The organism is Chryseoglobus sp. 28M-23 (genome assembly GCF_014789785.1).
GTDB classification, from domain to species: Bacteria; Actinomycetota; Actinomycetes; order Actinomycetales; family Microbacteriaceae; genus Microcella; species Microcella indica.
This window is the reverse complement of the sequence record NZ_CP061846.1, coordinates 1407633-1423581: the sequence shown is the minus strand read 5'-3', so window position 1 is coordinate 1423581 and position 15949 is coordinate 1407633. Positions and strand designations below refer to the sequence as shown.

The window sequence follows — 15949 nt, the reverse complement described above, 5'->3', positions numbered from 1 at the left end:
CCCCCGATCCGTCCGCAGCCCAGGCTACTACCCGTCGTGGCCAATGTGAAGGATGTGGCGAATGTGATCAGGGAATCCGATTCGTGCCGGGGGCGCGATCCACACGAGCGCGTGGCACTCTAGTAACCGTGCATGCAGACTCTCCGACCTGGCTGACGATCCCCGATCTCGTCGAGATTCTCGGGCTGAGCCCCGGCAAGGTGCACCGCCTCATCGAGGATCGACAGCTGCTCGCGGTGCGCCGCGACGGCGTCCTCGTCGTCCCGGCATCGTTCCTCTTCGACGACGAGCCCGTGCGCGAGCTGCGCGGCACGCTCGTGCTGCTGGCCGACAGCGGCTTCAGCGACGATGAGGCGATGCGCTGGATGCTCGAGCCGGAGGACGCCCTGGGCGCGACGCCGATCGACGCCCTGCGCGCCGGCCGCAAGGCCGAGGTTCGGCGGGTGGCGCAGGCGCTCGCCTTCTGAGCGCCGTGCACCGCTGACGCGCGGCGCTCCTAGTGCGAGCGGCGCGTCACGAGATCGGAGAGACCGATGAGCTCGGCGTGGGCGGAGCGGCTGATGGTCGCCGACTCGAGCGCCGCGAGAGCCTCGGTGACCGACCGCGCGATGATCGACTCGACCGTCTCGACGGCACCGCTATCCCGAATCGTCGCCTGCAGCGTGCGGATCTGGTGCTCGGTGAGCTCGGGGTCGCCGAGCAGCTCGTCGATGAGCCGTACCGCGCTGCCGGGTAGAGCGTCGCGCGCCAGGGCGATGAGAACAGTGCGCTTGCCCTCGCGCAGGTCATCGCCCGCGGGCTTGCCGGTGACCTCGGGGTCGCCGAACACTCCGAGCAGGTCGTCGCGCAGCTGGAAGGCGACGCCGAGCGGCAGCCCGAACGCGCGCAGAGCCGTCACCTGCTCGAGCGTCCCGCCCGCCATGAGCGCCCCGAGCGCGAGGGGAGCCTCGATCGAGTACTTGGCCGACTTGTAGACGAGCACGCGATGCGCGCGCGGCAGCATGTCGGCATTCTCGGCGTCCCGCCACGCGACCTCCTCGAGGATGTCGAGGTACTGGCCGACCGTGACTTCCGTGCGCATCGTCTGGAACTCGGCCCGCGCCGCCCGGGCCGCGTCCTGGTCGTCGAGGCGCGCGAGCCCGGCATCGAGCAGTTCGTCGCTCCACCCCAGCAGGAGGTCGCCGAGGAGGAGTGCCGACGACGTGCCGTACCCGCTCGCGCTGCCCACCCAGTGGCGGCGCGCGTGCTCTGCCTCGAACCGACGGTGCGCCGAGGGCATGCCGCGGCGCGTGTCAGAGCTGTCCATGATGTCGTCGTGCACGAGCGCGGCGGCGTGGAAGAGCTCGAGCCCCGCGGCGGCGTCGACGACGCTCGACAGATCCGGGTGCTCGTCGAGCTCGGCGAGCAGATCGTCCGGCCTCACGGTGCCGGCGACGGCATGCCAGCCCCAGTAGCAGAACAGGGCGCGGAAGCGCTTGCCGCCGCTCAGAAGATCACGGCTTGCATCGGTGAAGCGCTCGAGGTCTTCTGCGATGGTGCCGAGGTGCGTCGCGCGTTCGTCGAGGAACTGCTCGAGCCGGTCGTGCACGACGTCGACTAACCGCAATCTCTCAGGCACCTGCCTAGCCTATCCAGGAGCGCGACCGTAGAATGTGCGCGGACGGGGATCTCCGTACCGACGAGTCGCCACTAAGGGGTCATTATGCCGCTGTCAGAACAGGAACAGCGCCTTCTCGATGAGATGGAGCGCAACCTCTATCAGAACGACGCTGATTTCGTCGCGACCGTGGCGGGTCGACGCGGCAAGCCCAACTACACGCTCGTCGTCGTCGGAGCGCTCCTGGCCATCGCGGGTGTCGCGGCGCTCGTCGCCGGCGTCATCACGCAGCTGGCCGTGATCGGTGTCGTCGGGTTCGGCCTCATGCTCGCGGGCGTTCTCATCGTGCTCTCGCCGGGGCGTCGTGACGCCGCCGAGTCGCCGAGCAGTCCTGCTGCGGGCGGGGCGGCCCGCCCGAGCGCTGCTCGGTCCTCGTGGACCGAGCGCATGAACGAGCGCTGGGATCGTCGACAGGAAGGCCGCGAGGGCTAGTCCCTCCCGAACTCCCCACTCTCCACCCCACCATCCACCACCTCTGACACCGGGCCTCATCCGCCCGCTCTAGACCGGCCTCCGGGCCGGTCTTTTTTTGTGCTGCGACCGGCCTCCGGGCCGGTCTTTGTGTGTGCCGTCCGAGGCTGTTGCGCCCCCGATGGCGCCTCTGAGTCCCACGGCCCTCCACTGCCCTCCACCGGAATGTGCCTAGGAAATTACTGGTGACACTGGGCGATGAGTCGTCTATTCTGGGCCCGATCCTTTACTTGGTGGGGAAAAGTGGAGTAAAGTGGAGCAAACCTGATCTCGGGCCGGAGATGAGAGGGGGACCAGGCGATGTTTCTCGGCACGCACACCCCCAAACTCGACGACAAGGGGCGGGTCATCCTTCCGGCGAAGTTCCGTGAGGAGCTCGCCGACGGCGTGGTGCTCACCCGCGGTCAGGAGCGCTGCCTCTACGTCTTCAGCCGTGCCACCTTCGGCGACGTCCTGGAGAAGCTGCGCACGGCATCGCTCACCAGCAAGACGGCGCGCGAATACCAGCGCTTCTTCCTCTCCGGTGTCAGCGAGGAGGAGCCGGACAAGCAGGGCCGGCTCACCGTGCCCGCGGTGCTGCGCCAGTACGCAGGGCTGGACCGCGAGCTCACGGTCATCGGTTCCGGCGACCGTGCCGAGATCTGGTCGACCCCCGCCTGGAACAGCTACTACGCCGAGAAGGAAGATGCCTTCGCCAACACCGACGAGGAGGTGATCCCCGGACTCTTCTGATCGCGTGGCTCGGACTCCCAGCCGTGAGACGCCCTGGCGCACCTTCCCCGGTGCCAGGTCGCACGGATGGGGATCCGGGCCCCGCGCCAGACCGGCAGCGCCATGACCGCATCCTCGTCGCACACTCCCGTTCTGCTCGAGCGCAGCCTCGCCCTCCTCGAGCCGGCACTCGCCGCTGATGGCGCGGTTCTCGTCGACGCCACCCTCGGCCTCGGCGGGCACGCCGAGGCCGCGCTGGAGCGGCATCCCGCACTCACCCTCGTCGGGCTGGACCGCGACACGGCCGCGCTCGACGCATCCTCCCAGCGGCTCGAGCGCTTCGGTGACCGGGTGCACCTCGTGCACACCGTCTACTCGGGGCTTCGCTCGGCGCTCGACACCCTCGGGATCGAGCGCGTGACCGGCGTGCTCTTCGACCTGGGGGTCAGCTCCATGCAGCTCGACGAGGCCGACCGCGGCTTCGCGTACTCGCAGGACGCCCCGCTCGACATGCGCATGGATCGCACGACCGGCATCACCGCGGAAGCAGTCCTCGCCGACTACACCGAGGCGGAGCTCCGGCGCATCTTCTATGCATACGGCGAGGAGAAGCTCGCACCGCGGTATGCCCGTCGCATCGTCGAGTCCCGGGACGAGCGGCCGCTCACGCGCTCCTCGGAGCTCGTCCGGCTCATCATCGACGCGACTCCGCGTGCCGTGCAGCGCTCCGGTCATCCCGCGAAGCGCGTGTTCCAGGCACTGCGCATCGAGGTCAACGGCGAGCTCGCCGCGCTCGAGGCCGCGCTGCCTGCGGCGCTCGACTCCCTCGCGGTCGGCGGACGCATCGTTGTCCTGGCGTACCAGTCGCTCGAAGACCGCATCGTCAAGCGCGAGCTGGCGGCGCGCGCGCGCTCGACGGCGCCGGAGGGACTGCCCGTCGAGCTGCCCGAGCACCGACCCGAGTTCCGACTGCTCGTTCGCGGCGCCGAGCTCGCTGACGAGGCCGAGCGCGAGAGCAATTCCCGCTCCATCCCCGTGCGCCTGCGCGCGGCGGAGCGCGTGAGGAACGCGGCATGAGCGCGGCACCGGCCTTCGCCCCGTCCACCGGCGGGCGGGTCGCCCGGAGCGCTCCCGGCCGCACGTCTCCCACCCTCGCACCCGTCATCGCGCCGAGCGAGCGGCGGCGCCGTCGACCTCGCGTCGTCTACGCCGCGGTGGCGGTCATCGGGGTGTTCGCGATCCTCGTGACCCAGCTGCTCCTGAGCATCACCCTCTCCGAGGGTGCCTACCGCATCTCGGCGCTCAAGACGCAGGCCGCGGAACTCGATCGGGACGCTCAGGTGCTCGTCGAGTCGCTCGACGCGCTGCGGTCGCCCCAGTACCTGGCGGCCAATGCGGAATCCCTCGGCATGGTCTCCAATGCGAGCCCCGCCTACCTGCGGCTCGCTGACGCGACAGTTCTGGGAGCGCCCGTCGCCGCTGGCGCGGGCGCGGGGGTGCTCGATGGACGTGACACCCTGATCGGCAACGTGCTGCTGGCCGACATGGAGCTCGCGACCCCGGGAGCGGACGGGGGTGCGTCGGGCGTGGCGTCGACGCCGCCGCTGCCGGGGTCGTTAGCCTCCGAATCAGCGCAACCGGGTTTCGCAGGGTCGCTGCCCTCACCGGTCACGCGCTGATGCGGACCGCGCGACGGGGGAGGGGGCGCACGTGAGCGAGCAGCGCAGAACGCGGCGACGACTGGCTGCGACGATTCTGGTCGTCGTCGCGATCGTCGCAGCCTTCGGCGTCCGCCTCGTCGACATCCAGGTCGTCCGTGCCGAGCAGCTCGCCCAGGAGTCTGAAGCCCGTCGCTCGATTCCGGTGGCCCTCCACGGGGCTCGAGGCGACATCGTCGATCGTCGGGGCGCCGTGCTCGCCGATTCGGTGTTCCGCTACGACATCACGGTCTCTCCGCGCTTCGTGAAGGACTACGACACGCTCGACGAGGAGACCGGGGAGCGCACGACGCGCACGGTGTGGGAGGCCCTCACGGGCATTGCCGCGATCACGGGCGAGGACCCCGCCGCCATGCTCGCTCTCATCGAGGGTGAGCTCGCCGAGGATCCCGAGGACGATCACGCGTACCTCGTGCGCGGTGTCGAGACGGATGTCTTCCAGGCGGTGCGTGATCTCGGCGTGCCCTGGGTCTACTCCGAGAGGGTTCCGAGCCGCACCTACCCGAACGGCCAGGTCGCGGGCAATCTGGTCGGTTTCATGGGCACGGACGGCCCGCTCGCGGGCCTCGAGCTCGGCCTCGAAGAGTGCCTCGCGTCGAGCCCGGGCTCCTCGACCTACGAGCGCGGTGCCGACGGGGTACGGCTTCCCGGCACGACGATCGTGCAGCAGGAGCCCGTCGACGGCGGCACGCTGCACCTCACGATCGACGCTGACGTGCAGTGGTTCGCGCAGCAGGCGATCGCCGAGGAAGGTGCGAGGATCGGCGCCGACTGGGCGACCGCGATGGTCGTGAGCGTCGACGACGGCCACATCATCGCGGCCGCCGAGTGGCCCTCGGTCGACCCCAACGACGTCGACGGCAGTGAGTCCGACGACCGCGGGTCGCGCATCTTCGCAGCCCCCTACGAACCGGGGTCCACGATCAAGTCGTTGAGCTTCGCCGCGATGTTCGACGCGGGGGTGACCACGCCCTCCGACCAGGTCATCGCCCCGCGCTCCTACCCGACGATCGGCTCCTATCGCATCGGCGATGCCTGGGATCACGGCGATCTGCGGCTCACCTCCGCTGGCGTGCTCATGAACTCGTCGAACACGGGCACAGCGGTGCTGAGCGAGCGACTCTCCCTGCAGCAGCGCTACGACTACCTGACGCGGTTCGGCCTGGGTGAGAGCACCGGGGTGAGCTTCCTCGGGGAGGCCAGCGGAAGCGTGCGGGATCCGGACAGCATCGACGGTCACAGTGCCGTGACCCAGATGTTCGGTCAGGGCATGACGGCCACGAGTGCCCAGGTCGCGAGTGCCTACCAGGCCATCGCGAACGGCGGCGTGCGCACGCCGCTCACGCTCGTGACGGGCTGCGACCACGCCGACGGCTCGACGACGCATGTCGCCGCCACCGAGCCCACGAGGGTGGTCTCCGAGAATGCGGCGCGCGCGACGGTCGGCATCCTCGAGGAGGTCGTCACGGAGGGTTGGTTGCGCCCGATTCTGGAGATTCCCGGATACCGAGTCGCGGCCAAGACGGGCACGGCAGAGGTGGCGGACGCCAGTGGCTACGGAGATGAGCGCATCGTCTCGGTCGCCGGCATGGCGCCCGCCGATGACCCGCAGTTCGTCGTCGTCGTCACCTACGTGCGCCCCGATACGATGAAGACGTCCGCAGCGGCGGCACCGACGTTCCGCACGATCATGACGCAGGTGCTCAAGACCTATCGGGTGCCGCCGTCGACGCAGCAGGCGACCGCCTATCCTCTGACCTGGTAGCCGCCACTCACGAAACGAGGTTCCGTTGTCCGGTCGTACGCCACCCGTTCTGCGGCCGGAGCACCCTCCCGTGCGCGAGCTGGCCGAGCTCGCCGCGCACTTCGGCCTCGAGAGCCGGGGGGATCTCTCGGGGGTCACACTCACGGGAATCACGCTGAGCACGACCGATCTGCTCCCCGGCGACGTCTACGTCGGTGTGCGCGGCGCTCACGCCCACGGGGCGTCCTACGCGGCGGATGCGCGCGCCGCTGGGGCCGTCGCGCTCGTCACGGACGTGCCGGGAGGAGAGATCGCGGCTGACTCCGGGCTCCCGATCCTCATCGTCGACAACCCCCGAGGCGTCCTCGGCGCTCTCGCCTCGTGGGTGTACCGCACCTCCGAGTTCGAGGGTCAGCTGTTCGGTGTGACCGGCACGAACGGCAAGACCTCGTCGGTCTATCTGCTCGAGGCCGTTCTGCGGCAGCTCGACGTCGTCACGGGCCTGAGCTCGACCGCCGAGCGGCACATCGCCGGCCTCACCGTCGTCAGTCGACTGACGACGCCCGAGGCGACCGAGTTCCACGCACTCCTCGCGCGCATGCGGGAGGCGGGTGTGGGCGCCGTGGCCGTCGAGGTCAGCGCGCAGGCTCTCAGCCGCCACCGAGTGGACGGCGTGCTCTTCGACGTCGTGGGCTTCACCAACCTCAGCCACGATCACCTCGATGACTATGCGGACATGGAGGAGTACTTCGCCGCGAAACTCCCGCTCTTCACGGCGGAGCGGGGTCGTCGCGGGGTCGTCTCTCTCGACTCCGACTACGGCACCCGCGTGGTCGAGGCCGCCGGCATCCCCGTCACGACGATCACCTCCCGTTCCGGCATCGATGCCGACTGGCACGTCGATGTGACCGAGGAGAATGCCGCGTACACCGGCTTCCGCCTCCGCCACGCTGACGGCCGTGCGCTCGAGACGCGCATCCCCCTCATCGGCGGTCACATGGCTGCCAACGCCGGCCTCGTTCTCGTGATGCTCGTCGAAGCCGGTTACGGGTTCGACGACATCGCCCGCGCCGTCGCAGACCGGGGGATAGACGCCTACCTGCCGGGGCGCACCGAGCGCGTCTCCGGTGATCGCGGCCCGAGCGTGTACGTCGACTTCGGGCACAGCGCCGACGCCTTCGAGAACACCCTCGCCGCGGTGCGTCGGTTCACCACGGGGCGCACGATCATGGTGTTCGGCGCGGACGGCGACCGCGACGCGACGAAGCGCCACGAGATGGCGCGTGTGGCAGCCGAGGGGTGCGACGTTCTCGTCATCACCGACCACCACCCCCGGTTCGAGGACCCGGTGTCGATCCGCCGCACGCTCCTCGAGGGCGCGAGAGCAGCGAGCAACCGCCCCGAGATCCACGAGGTCAGCCCGCCCGAGCAGGCCATTCGTCACGCTGTGGGCCTCGCGAAGGAGGGCGACTCCATCCTGTGGGCCGGTCCAGGGCACCAGGACTACCGGGAGATTCGCGGGGTCCGAACCGAGTACTCGGCACGCGACGAGGCGCGAGCCGCGCTGCGCGAGGCGGGCTGGTAGACGGTGGACACGGTCATCATCGTCGACGACGTGCTGCACCGTCGCGAGGGCGCGGTCATCCACGTGAGGAGCGCGCACGAGCGAGCAGAGCTCGCGATCGACGCCATCGGGGACGCCGCCGTCGAGGCGGCTCTCGCGCGCCTTCGCGGCGAGCTGGAGGCGGGGGAGCCCTGGTCGACAGCCCTTGCTCGTGCCGCGCGGCAGAGCGAGGTGCCCGGCCGGTGCGAGCGACGCATCACGTCGAGCGGCGCCCTGCTCCTCGACGACACGGGCGCGTCGACCCCGCTCGACGTGCGTCGCTCCCTCTCCGTCCTCGCCGAGCTCACCCGAGACTCCGGGCGCTCGATCGCCGTCATGGGAGAGCTGGAGTCGACTGAGCGAGAGTGGTTCGACGACCATGACGCGCTCGGCCGCATCATCGTGCGCCTCGACATCAGCCAGCTCATCGTCGTCGGCCACGGCGCTCGTCACGTGCACAATGCGGCGGGGCTGGAAGGTTCGTGGAACGGAGAGTCGATGCTCGTCGACTCCGCCGACGAGGCATACGATGTGCTGCGTACTCGGGTCAGACAAGAGGATGTGATGCTCGTGACGGGAGCCTCCCGCACTCCGCTCGCATCCCTCGTGGACCGTGTCATGGGCGGCACCGCATGATCGCCCTGCTCCTCGCTGGAGCGTTCTCGCTCGCGTTCACGCTCTTCATGACGCCGCTGTTCATCCGCTTGTTCAACAAGCTGGAGTGGGGCCAGTTCATCCGCGACGACGGCCCGCAGTCCCATCACACGAAGCGCGGCACCCCGACCATGGGCGGCATCGTCGTGATCCTCGGCGCGGTGCTGGGCTACTTCGTGGGGCACCTGCTCAGTGGCGAGAGAGTGACGCTCAGCGCGCTTCTCGTCCTGTTCCTCATGGTCGGGCTCGGGCTCGTCGGCTTCCTCGACGACTTCACCAAGACGCGCAAGCAGCGCAGTCTCGGTCTCGGGGGGTGGGCGAAGATCGCCGGGCAGGTCGTCGTCGCGAGCATCTTCGCGGTACTCGCCCTCTCCTTCCCCAATGCCGACGGTCAGACACCCGCGTCGACGATGATCTCGGCGGTGCGCGACATCGAGTGGCTCGACTTCGCCGTCTTCGGGTCCATCGCTGCGGTCATCCTGTTCGCGATCTGGGTCAACCTCATCGTCGTGAGCACTTCCAACGCGGTCAACGTCGCGGACGGCCTCGACGGGCTCGCGACCGGAGCCTCGATCCTCTCGATCGCGGCGTACATCTTCATCGCCTTCTGGCAGTTCAACCAGTCGTGCTTCAACGGCCCCGACCCCTCCGTCGCCGCACGCTGCTACGAGGTGCGCGACTCGCTCGACCTCGCGATCGTGGCCGCCTCCATCGCCGCGAGTCTCATCGGGTTCCTGTGGTGGAACACCTCGCCAGCCCACATCTTCATGGGCGACACGGGCTCGCTCGCCCTCGGCGGGGCCATCGCGGCCCTCGCGATCCTCACGCGCACCGAGCTGCTGCTCATCCTCATCGGCGGCCTCTTCCTCATCGTCACCGGCTCCGTCATCGTGCAGCGCGTCTACTTCAAGCTCACGGGCGGCAAACGCATCTTCCTCATGAGCCCCCTCCACCATCACTTCGAGCTGAAGGGCTGGGCCGAGGTGACCGTCGTCGTGCGCTTCTGGCTCATCGGCGGGCTGTTCGTCGCCGTCGGAGTGGGGCTCTTCTACCTCGAGTGGGTCAGTCAGTAGTGGGCGCCAGGGTCTCCGCGCTCAGCAGCTGGCACGACGACTGGAGCGGAGTGCGCGTCGTCGTGCTCGGTCTCGGGGTGTCCGGCTTCGCCGCCGCCGACACGCTCGCCGAACTCGGCTGCGCGGTGACCGTCCTCTCCCGCGACGCTGACGAGGAGCGAGCGCGCATTCTGCCCGTCATCGGGGTCGAGCTCGTCGTCGAGGCCGATGAGCGCGCCGCACGTCAGGCGCTGCTCGCTCGAGAGCCCGAGCTCGTGATCGTCTCGCCCGGCTTCGCCCCCGAGCATCCCCTCGTCCTCGCCGCCCGGGAGAGCGGAGCGGAGCTGTGGGGCGATGTCGAGCTCGCCTGGCGCGTGCGCGACAAGGTGCGCGCAGCCGAGTGGATCACCATCACCGGCACCAACGGCAAGACCACCACTACGCAGCTCGCCGCGACGATGCTGCTCGCCGCCGGCACGCGCGTCGCACCGTGCGGCAACATCGGCACTCCCGTTCTGGACGCCGTGCGCGACCCTGCGGGTTTCGACGTCCTCGTCGTCGAACTGTCGAGCTTCCAGCTGCACGCGTTGCCGACGACCGGCCCCGGCGCCCTGCAGCCGCTCGCGAGCGCGTGCCTCAATCTCGCCGACGACCACCTGGACTGGCACGGCGGCTCTGCCGCCTACGCCGCCGCGAAGGCCAAGGTCTATGCGAATACGCGCGTCGCGTGCGTCTACAACCTCGCCGACCCCGCCACGCGGAGGATGGTGGAGGAGGCCGACGTCGTCGAAGGGTGCCGGGCGATCGGCTTCGGTGCCGACACGCCGGGGCCGAGCGACGTGGGCGTCGTCGACGACGTGCTCGTGGATCGGGCGTTCCTCCAGGAGCGGGCGACGACCGCGCTCGAGCTCGCGACGCTCGCCGACCTGCGTGACGCTGGCCTCGCGACGCCGCACGGTCTCGCGAACGCCCTCGCGGCCGCGGCACTGGCGCGCGCAGCGGGTGCGCCCCCCGCCGCCGTGCGCGACGGTCTGCGCGCCTTCCGCGTCGACGCGCACCGCACCGAGCGCGTGGCCGAGTCCGACGAGGTGCTGTGGATCGACGACTCGAAGGCGACCAACGCCCACGCGGCCTCCGCCTCGCTCAGCGCCTATCGCTCCGTGGTCTGGATCGTGGGCGGGCTGCTCAAGGGCGTGGACCTCGCCCCACTCGTGCTGCAGCACCGCGAACGACTGCGGGCGGTCATCCTCATCGGACTCGATCGGGATGCGCTGCGCGAGGCGTTTGCGCGACACGCGCCCGCACTGCCGCTGTTCGAGGTCGAGGAGCACGACACTGAGCGGGTGATGCCCGCAGCGGTCAGGCTCGCGGCGTCGGCGGCTCAGGCCGGCGACACCGTGCTCCTCGCGCCCGCCGCGGCGTCCATGGACCAGTTCGACGACTACGCCGATCGCGGCCGGCGCTTCGCCATGGCTGTGGCGGCCCTCGGCTCCTGAGCGAGCCGTTCGCAGGACCGCAGGAGGGGGTGGGCGCGTGACGACAGTGCGACCACCGCGCTCGGGGCGCGACGCAGAGCCCGAGGCCCAGCGGAGCCCGGCGCGCGCGATCGTCTCGGTGCGCACGCTCTTCGGATCCGACAGCTCCGACTACATGATCGTGCTCGGCACGACGGTCTTCCTCGTGCTGTTCGGGCTCGTCATGGTCCTCTCCTCCTCCTCGATCGTGTCCTCGCAGAGCAACGACGGCGACTTCTTCGCGATCTTCCTGCGCCAGGGGCTCTACGCCCTCGTCGCGATCCCGATCATGCTCTCGATCGCTCGACTGCCCGCGCGATTCTGGCGTCGCTGGGCGCGCGTCGCGGTCATGCTCGGCCTCGGCCTGCAGCTGCTCGTCTTCACGGGGCTCGGGTACGACTACGGCGGCAACCAGAACTGGATCTCCATCGGCGGATTCACGGCGCAGCCCTCGGAGTTCCTCAAACTCGCCCTCATCGTCTGGCTCGGTACCGTGCTTGCCGACCGCGCGGATGCCTTCACCGATTGGACGAGCCTCGTCGTGCCAGCGGTGCCCGTCTCCCTCGTGGCGATCGGCATGGTGCTGCTCGGCCAGGACCTCGGTACGGCATCCATCATGATCGCGATCGTGCTGGGTGCACTGTTCTACGCGGGTGCTCCCCTCCGGCGGCTCGCGGCGATGGCCGGGGTCGTCGCTGTCGGCGGCGTGCTCTTCGCGCTCTCCAGCTCGTCGCGGTCCAGCCGCATCGACGTGTGGCTCAACGGCTGCCGCCCCGAGGACTACGAGGGGTCGTGCTGGCAGGTCGTGCACGGCACGTGGGCGCTCGGCTCTGGCGGAGTGTTCGGCGTGGGTCTCGGCAATTCGGCCGCGAAGTGGTCGTGGCTGCCGCACGCGGAGAGCGACTTCATCTTCGCGGTCATCGGCGAGGAGCTCGGCTTGATCGGCGCCTCGGTCGTACTGCTGCTCTTCGTCGTGCTCGCGATCGGCCTCGTGCGTCTCATCCGCTCCCACCGCGACCCGTTCTCCCGCATCGTCACGGGCGGGGTGCTCATCTGGATCGTCGGTCAGGCGTTCGTCAACGTCGCCGTCGTCCTGGGTCTCCTCCCCGTGCTCGGCGTGCCCCTGCCGCTCATCTCGGTGGGCGGTTCCGCGCTCATCGCCTCGCTGCTGGCGATCGGCGTCGTTCTGTCGCTCGCGCGCTCGGCGGAGGCTCGCGAGGCGAGGGCGGCATGACGACGGCCCTTCTCGCCGGCGGCGGCACCGCCGGCCATGTGAACCCCCTGCTCGCTCTCGCCGACCACTGGCGGCAGGAGGAGCCCGATGCCGAACTGCTCGTGCTCGGCACTGCCGAGGGCCTCGAGGCGCGCCTCGTGCCAGCGCGGGGATACGAGCTCATCACGATTCCACGGGTGCCGCTGCCGCGCCGCCTCGGCCGGTCGGCTCTGCGGTTTCCCGCGCGGTTCCGCGAGGCCGTGCGCATCACGCGAGCGGCACTGCGCGAGCGGCACGTCGACGTCGTCGTGGGCTTCGGAGGGTACGCCTCGGCGCCCGCCTACTGGGCGGCGCGTCGTGAGCGGCTGCCGTTCGTGGTGCACGAGGCCAACAGCCGCCCGGGGTTCGCGAATCGCCTCGGCCGACTGCTCGGCGGTGCGGTCGGAGTGACCTTCGCCGGCACGCCGCTGGGCGGCTCGCGGGTCGTGGGCATGCCCCTGCGGCGGGAGGTCGTCGAGCTCGATCGTCGCGCTCGTCGGGCGGAGGCGGCTGATCACTTCGGGCTTCGCCCTGATCGCCCCACGCTGCTCGTGACGGGGGGTTCGACCGGAGCGCGTCGACTCAACGAGACGATGGCCGCCGCGACGCCGCGCGTCCTCGGCGCGGGCTGGCAGGTGCTGCACATTACCGGGGAAGGCCGGGGCGACGGCGCCGGAGCGCTTCCGGGGCTCGTCGTGCAGACCTACTGCGACCGGATGGATCTCGCGTTCGCGATCGCAGACCTCGTCGTGTGCCGTGCCGGTGCCGCGACCGTCTCGGAGCTCGCGGCGGTCGGGCTGCCGTCTGTGCTCGTGCCGTATCCGGTCGGCAACGGCGAGCAGGAGCTCAACGCACGCGAACTCGTGAGCGCGTCGGGCGCCCGCATCGTGAAGGACGCCGAGTTCACGCCCGAGTGGGTCGCCCGAGAACTCGTACCACTCCTGGAGCGGCGGGATGTCATCGCCGGCATGGCCGCGGCCGCGAGCGGCGTCGGCCGCCGCGAGGGAGCCGACGAGCTGCTGCGGCTCGTGCGCGAGACGCTGTCGGCGCACCCGGCGTAGGGTGATGACCGATGATCAAGCCTGACCTCTCCCAGCCGTTGCCCGAGACTCTCGGCCGTCTTCACTTCGTCGGCATCGGGGGGTCCGGCATGAGCGGTATCGCGCGCATGTTCCACGACCGTGGACACGCCGTCACGGGCTCGGATCGCGCGGGATCCGCAGCGGTCGATTCCTTACGGGAGCGCGGCATCCCGGTCGCGATCGGCCACGACGCACGGCACGTCGGCGATGCGGAGGCCCTCGTGGTGACGGGAGCCCTGTGGCTCGACAACCCCGAGTACCAGGAGGCCCTGCGACGGGGCATCCCGGTGCTGCATCGCGCTCAGGCGCTCGCCTGGCTCGCACGTGGCCAGCGGCTCATCTCGGTCGCGGGAGCGCATGGCAAGTCCACGTCGACCGCCATGCTCGTCACCGCACTGCGTCGGCTCGGCGCTGACCCCAGCTTCGTCAACGGCGCCGTCATCCACGATGCGGGCACGAGCGCGGCGTGGGGCCAGGGAGAGCTCTTCGTGGTGGAGGTCGACGAGTCCGACGGCTCCTTCCTGCTGTTCGAGACGGCCATCGGTCTCATCACCAACATCGATACCGACCACCTCGACCACTACGGCAGTGAGGCCGCGATCGAGGATGCGTTCGTGAACTTCGCCCGGGCGTGCTCGGAGAGCGTCGTGCTCTCGGCCGACGACGACGGCACCCGACGTGTCGCCGCATCGCTTCCGGCGGCCGAGATCACGACGTTCGGCGAGAGCGATGCCGCGCGCGTGCGACTCGTGTCGATCAGCGAGGAGGGGCCGGTGAGCTTCGCCCTCAGCGTCGACGGAGTCGAGCTCGAGGGTTCGCTCGCGGTCCCGGGGCGCCACAACGCGCTCAATGCCGCGGGCGTCGTCGCGGTGCTCATCAGTCTCGGTCATGATGCCCGGGCTGCGGTGGCCTCGCTCGAAGGATTCGCCGGAACGCAGCGACGGTTCGAGTCCCACGGCGACGCCGGCGGCGTGCGCCTGTACGACGACTACGCCCACCATCCGACCGAGGTTGTCGCCGCTCTGCAGACCGCGCGCTCGGTCGTCGGAGAGGGGCGCGTGATCGCCGTGCACCAGCCTCACCTCTACAGCCGCACGCAGGCGATGGCGGGCGAGTTCGCCGCCGCGTACGAGTCGGGTGCCGACCACACGGTCGTGCTCGACGTCTTCGGCGCGCGGGAGGACCCGATCCCCGGTGTCACGGGCGCTCTCGTGGCGGACGCCTTCGACGATGCCGCGCGCGTCGACTTCCGGCCAGACTGGGACGACGCGGCCAGGCGGGTCGCGCAGATCGCTCGTCCGGGCGACATCGTCATGACTCTCAGCTGCGGCGACGTCTACCGCATCATTCCCCGGTTGCGCGCGGCGATCGAGCGCGTGGGGGAGGGCCCCGCGATCACGGGTGGTGCTGGCTCCTCGGGCGGTGCGGCGGGATGAAGCGCCCGGAGGGCTTTCGGGGCACTCCGCCGGACCCACCGTCGACGCCGCCGAAGGGGCGTCGTACCCGGGATGCTCGGCGCGGGTCGCCCGGCGCGGCACCGACCCCGACCGCCGGTGCGTCTCGTGCGCGCCCCGCGCGCGAGCCCCGCGCCCCGCGCGAGCGCTCCTCGCGCGACCGTGCCGCATCGGCGGCGCTGCGCACGGCGGACGCTGGCAGCTCCACGGCGTCGGCGCGGCGCCTCGAGCGGCGGGCAGCGCGCGAGCGTCGGCGTGCCGAGCGCGCGGAGGTCCGCCGTTTCACGCGGCAGTCTCGTCGTCGTCGGCTCACGGTGACGATCGCTCTCGGCACGCTTCTGACGCTCGTCGGGGGAGCCGCCGCGATCTCGGTGTCACCGCTGCTCTCGCTCACGACGATCCGCATCGTCGGCACGGAGCGCCTCGACGCGGGTGAGGTCGCGGCGGCACTGGAGAGTCGTCGAGGGGCGCCGCTCGCGTTCGTGAGCGACGAGCAGATCCGCGCCGACCTCGAGAGCTTCGCACTCATCCGCTCCTTCTCCACGGAGATCGTGCCACCGGACACCCTCATCGTGCGCGTCGTGGAGCGGGCTCCGATCGGTGCCCTGCGGACTGCGGGCGGGTTCGAGGTCGTCGACGCCGCGGGCGTCGTGGTGGAGACGGCCGAGACGGTGCCGCCGGGCATCCCCGTCCTGAACGTGGAGAGTGCGCGCGCGGACGACCCCGCCTTCCGGGGCCTTGCGGATGTCCTCCTCGCCCTCCCGCGCGAACTGCGCAGCTCCGTGGTCACGATCAGCGCGACGACGCGCGATGATGTGCGCTTCACGCTCGGGGGAGCGGAGCACTCCGTGGTGTGGGGGGGCGCCGAGAGGTCGGCGTTCAAGGCCCGCGTGCTCGCGGCAGCACTCGCGTCGACCGACCAGTCGGTGAGCTGGGAGTACGACGTCTCGGCCCCCGACAGCCTGGTCGTGCGCCGCGCGAGCTGACCGGCGCCCGAGTGTGCCCCGGGGGATTCGCGACACGCGGACGGCCTCAGG

Annotated in this window: 15 protein-coding genes; 14 read left to right on the top strand and 1 reads right to left on the bottom strand. The window is 70.4% G+C overall.

The annotated features are described in order from the left end of the window. Positions 1-128: 128 nt before the first annotated feature. Entirely contained in the window at positions 129-467 is a 339-nt protein-coding gene (locus IE160_RS06915) for an Rv2175c family DNA-binding protein (protein WP_224744398.1), read from the top strand. Between the two features lie 29 nt (positions 468-496). Here IE160_RS06915 and IE160_RS06910 read toward each other — a convergent pair whose 3' ends face one another. Beyond that, on the bottom strand, positions 497-1618 hold the full coding sequence (locus IE160_RS06910) for a polyprenyl synthetase family protein (RefSeq protein ID WP_191150618.1): 1122 nt from the start codon (positions 1616-1618) through the stop codon (positions 497-499). Between the two features lie 84 nt (positions 1619-1702). Between IE160_RS06910 and IE160_RS06905 the strand changes: the two genes are divergently transcribed. From IE160_RS06905 to IE160_RS06845, 13 genes are all read left to right on the top strand, one after another. After that, positions 1703-2089, top strand: a complete 387-nt coding sequence (locus IE160_RS06905) for an SCO2097 family morphological protein (RefSeq protein WP_191150617.1) — start codon at positions 1703-1705, stop codon at positions 2087-2089. A gap of 339 nt (positions 2090-2428) precedes the next feature. Continuing rightward, a complete protein-coding gene (gene mraZ / locus IE160_RS06900; protein WP_191150616.1) occupies positions 2429-2860 on the top strand; it encodes a division/cell wall cluster transcriptional repressor MraZ in 432 nt (143 codons plus the stop codon). Positions 2861-2962: 102 nt separating this feature from the next. Beyond that, positions 2963-3916, top strand: coding sequence for a 16S rRNA (cytosine(1402)-N(4))-methyltransferase RsmH (rsmH, locus tag IE160_RS06895; protein WP_191150615.1), 954 nt, complete (start codon positions 2963-2965; stop codon positions 3914-3916). After that, a complete protein-coding gene (gene ftsL, locus IE160_RS06890) occupies positions 3913-4518 on the top strand; it encodes a cell division protein FtsL (protein ID WP_191150614.1) in 606 nt (201 codons plus the stop codon). The genes rsmH and ftsL overlap by 4 nt, the downstream gene beginning before the upstream one ends. 31 nt (positions 4519-4549) lie before the next feature. Continuing rightward, positions 4550-6322 carry a peptidoglycan D,D-transpeptidase FtsI family protein gene (locus tag IE160_RS06885; protein ID WP_224744397.1) on the top strand — a complete coding sequence of 591 codons (1773 nt, stop codon included), beginning with the start codon at positions 4550-4552 and terminating at the stop codon, positions 6320-6322. A 25-nt stretch (positions 6323-6347) separates the two neighbouring features. Continuing rightward, entirely contained in the window at positions 6348-7886 is a 1539-nt protein-coding gene (locus IE160_RS06880) for a Mur ligase family protein (protein ID WP_191150613.1), read from the top strand. A 3-nt stretch (positions 7887-7889) separates the two neighbouring features. Continuing rightward, positions 7890-8540, top strand: coding sequence for a glutamate ligase domain-containing protein (locus IE160_RS06875; RefSeq protein WP_191150612.1), 651 nt, complete (start codon positions 7890-7892; stop codon positions 8538-8540). Then, a complete protein-coding gene (mraY, locus tag IE160_RS06870; RefSeq protein ID WP_191150611.1) occupies positions 8537-9631 on the top strand; it encodes a phospho-N-acetylmuramoyl-pentapeptide-transferase in 1095 nt (364 codons plus the stop codon). The genes IE160_RS06875 and mraY overlap by 4 nt, the downstream gene beginning before the upstream one ends. Then, the gene (murD, locus tag IE160_RS06865; RefSeq protein ID WP_224744396.1) at positions 9616-11106 is read left to right on the top strand and encodes a UDP-N-acetylmuramoyl-L-alanine--D-glutamate ligase; all 1491 of its coding nucleotides are present in this window, start codon (positions 9616-9618) and stop codon (positions 11104-11106) included. Before mraY ends, murD begins: the two co-directional genes overlap by 16 nt. Before the next feature lie 37 nt (positions 11107-11143). Next, a complete protein-coding gene (ftsW, locus tag IE160_RS06860; protein ID WP_224744395.1) occupies positions 11144-12358 on the top strand; it encodes a putative lipid II flippase FtsW in 1215 nt (404 codons plus the stop codon). Next, complete coding sequence (locus IE160_RS06855) at positions 12355-13437, top strand: UDP-N-acetylglucosamine--N-acetylmuramyl-(pentapeptide) pyrophosphoryl-undecaprenol N-acetylglucosamine transferase (protein WP_191150610.1); 1083 nt, start codon at positions 12355-12357, stop codon at positions 13435-13437. Before ftsW ends, IE160_RS06855 begins: the two co-directional genes overlap by 4 nt. A gap of 11 nt (positions 13438-13448) precedes the next feature. Then, entirely contained in the window at positions 13449-14894 is a 1446-nt protein-coding gene (gene murC / locus IE160_RS06850) for a UDP-N-acetylmuramate--L-alanine ligase (RefSeq protein WP_191150609.1), read from the top strand. Further along, positions 14891-15898, top strand: coding sequence for a cell division protein FtsQ/DivIB (locus tag IE160_RS06845; RefSeq protein ID WP_191150608.1), 1008 nt, complete (start codon positions 14891-14893; stop codon positions 15896-15898). Before murC ends, IE160_RS06845 begins: the two co-directional genes overlap by 4 nt. The last annotated feature ends 51 nt before the right edge of the window (positions 15899-15949 follow it).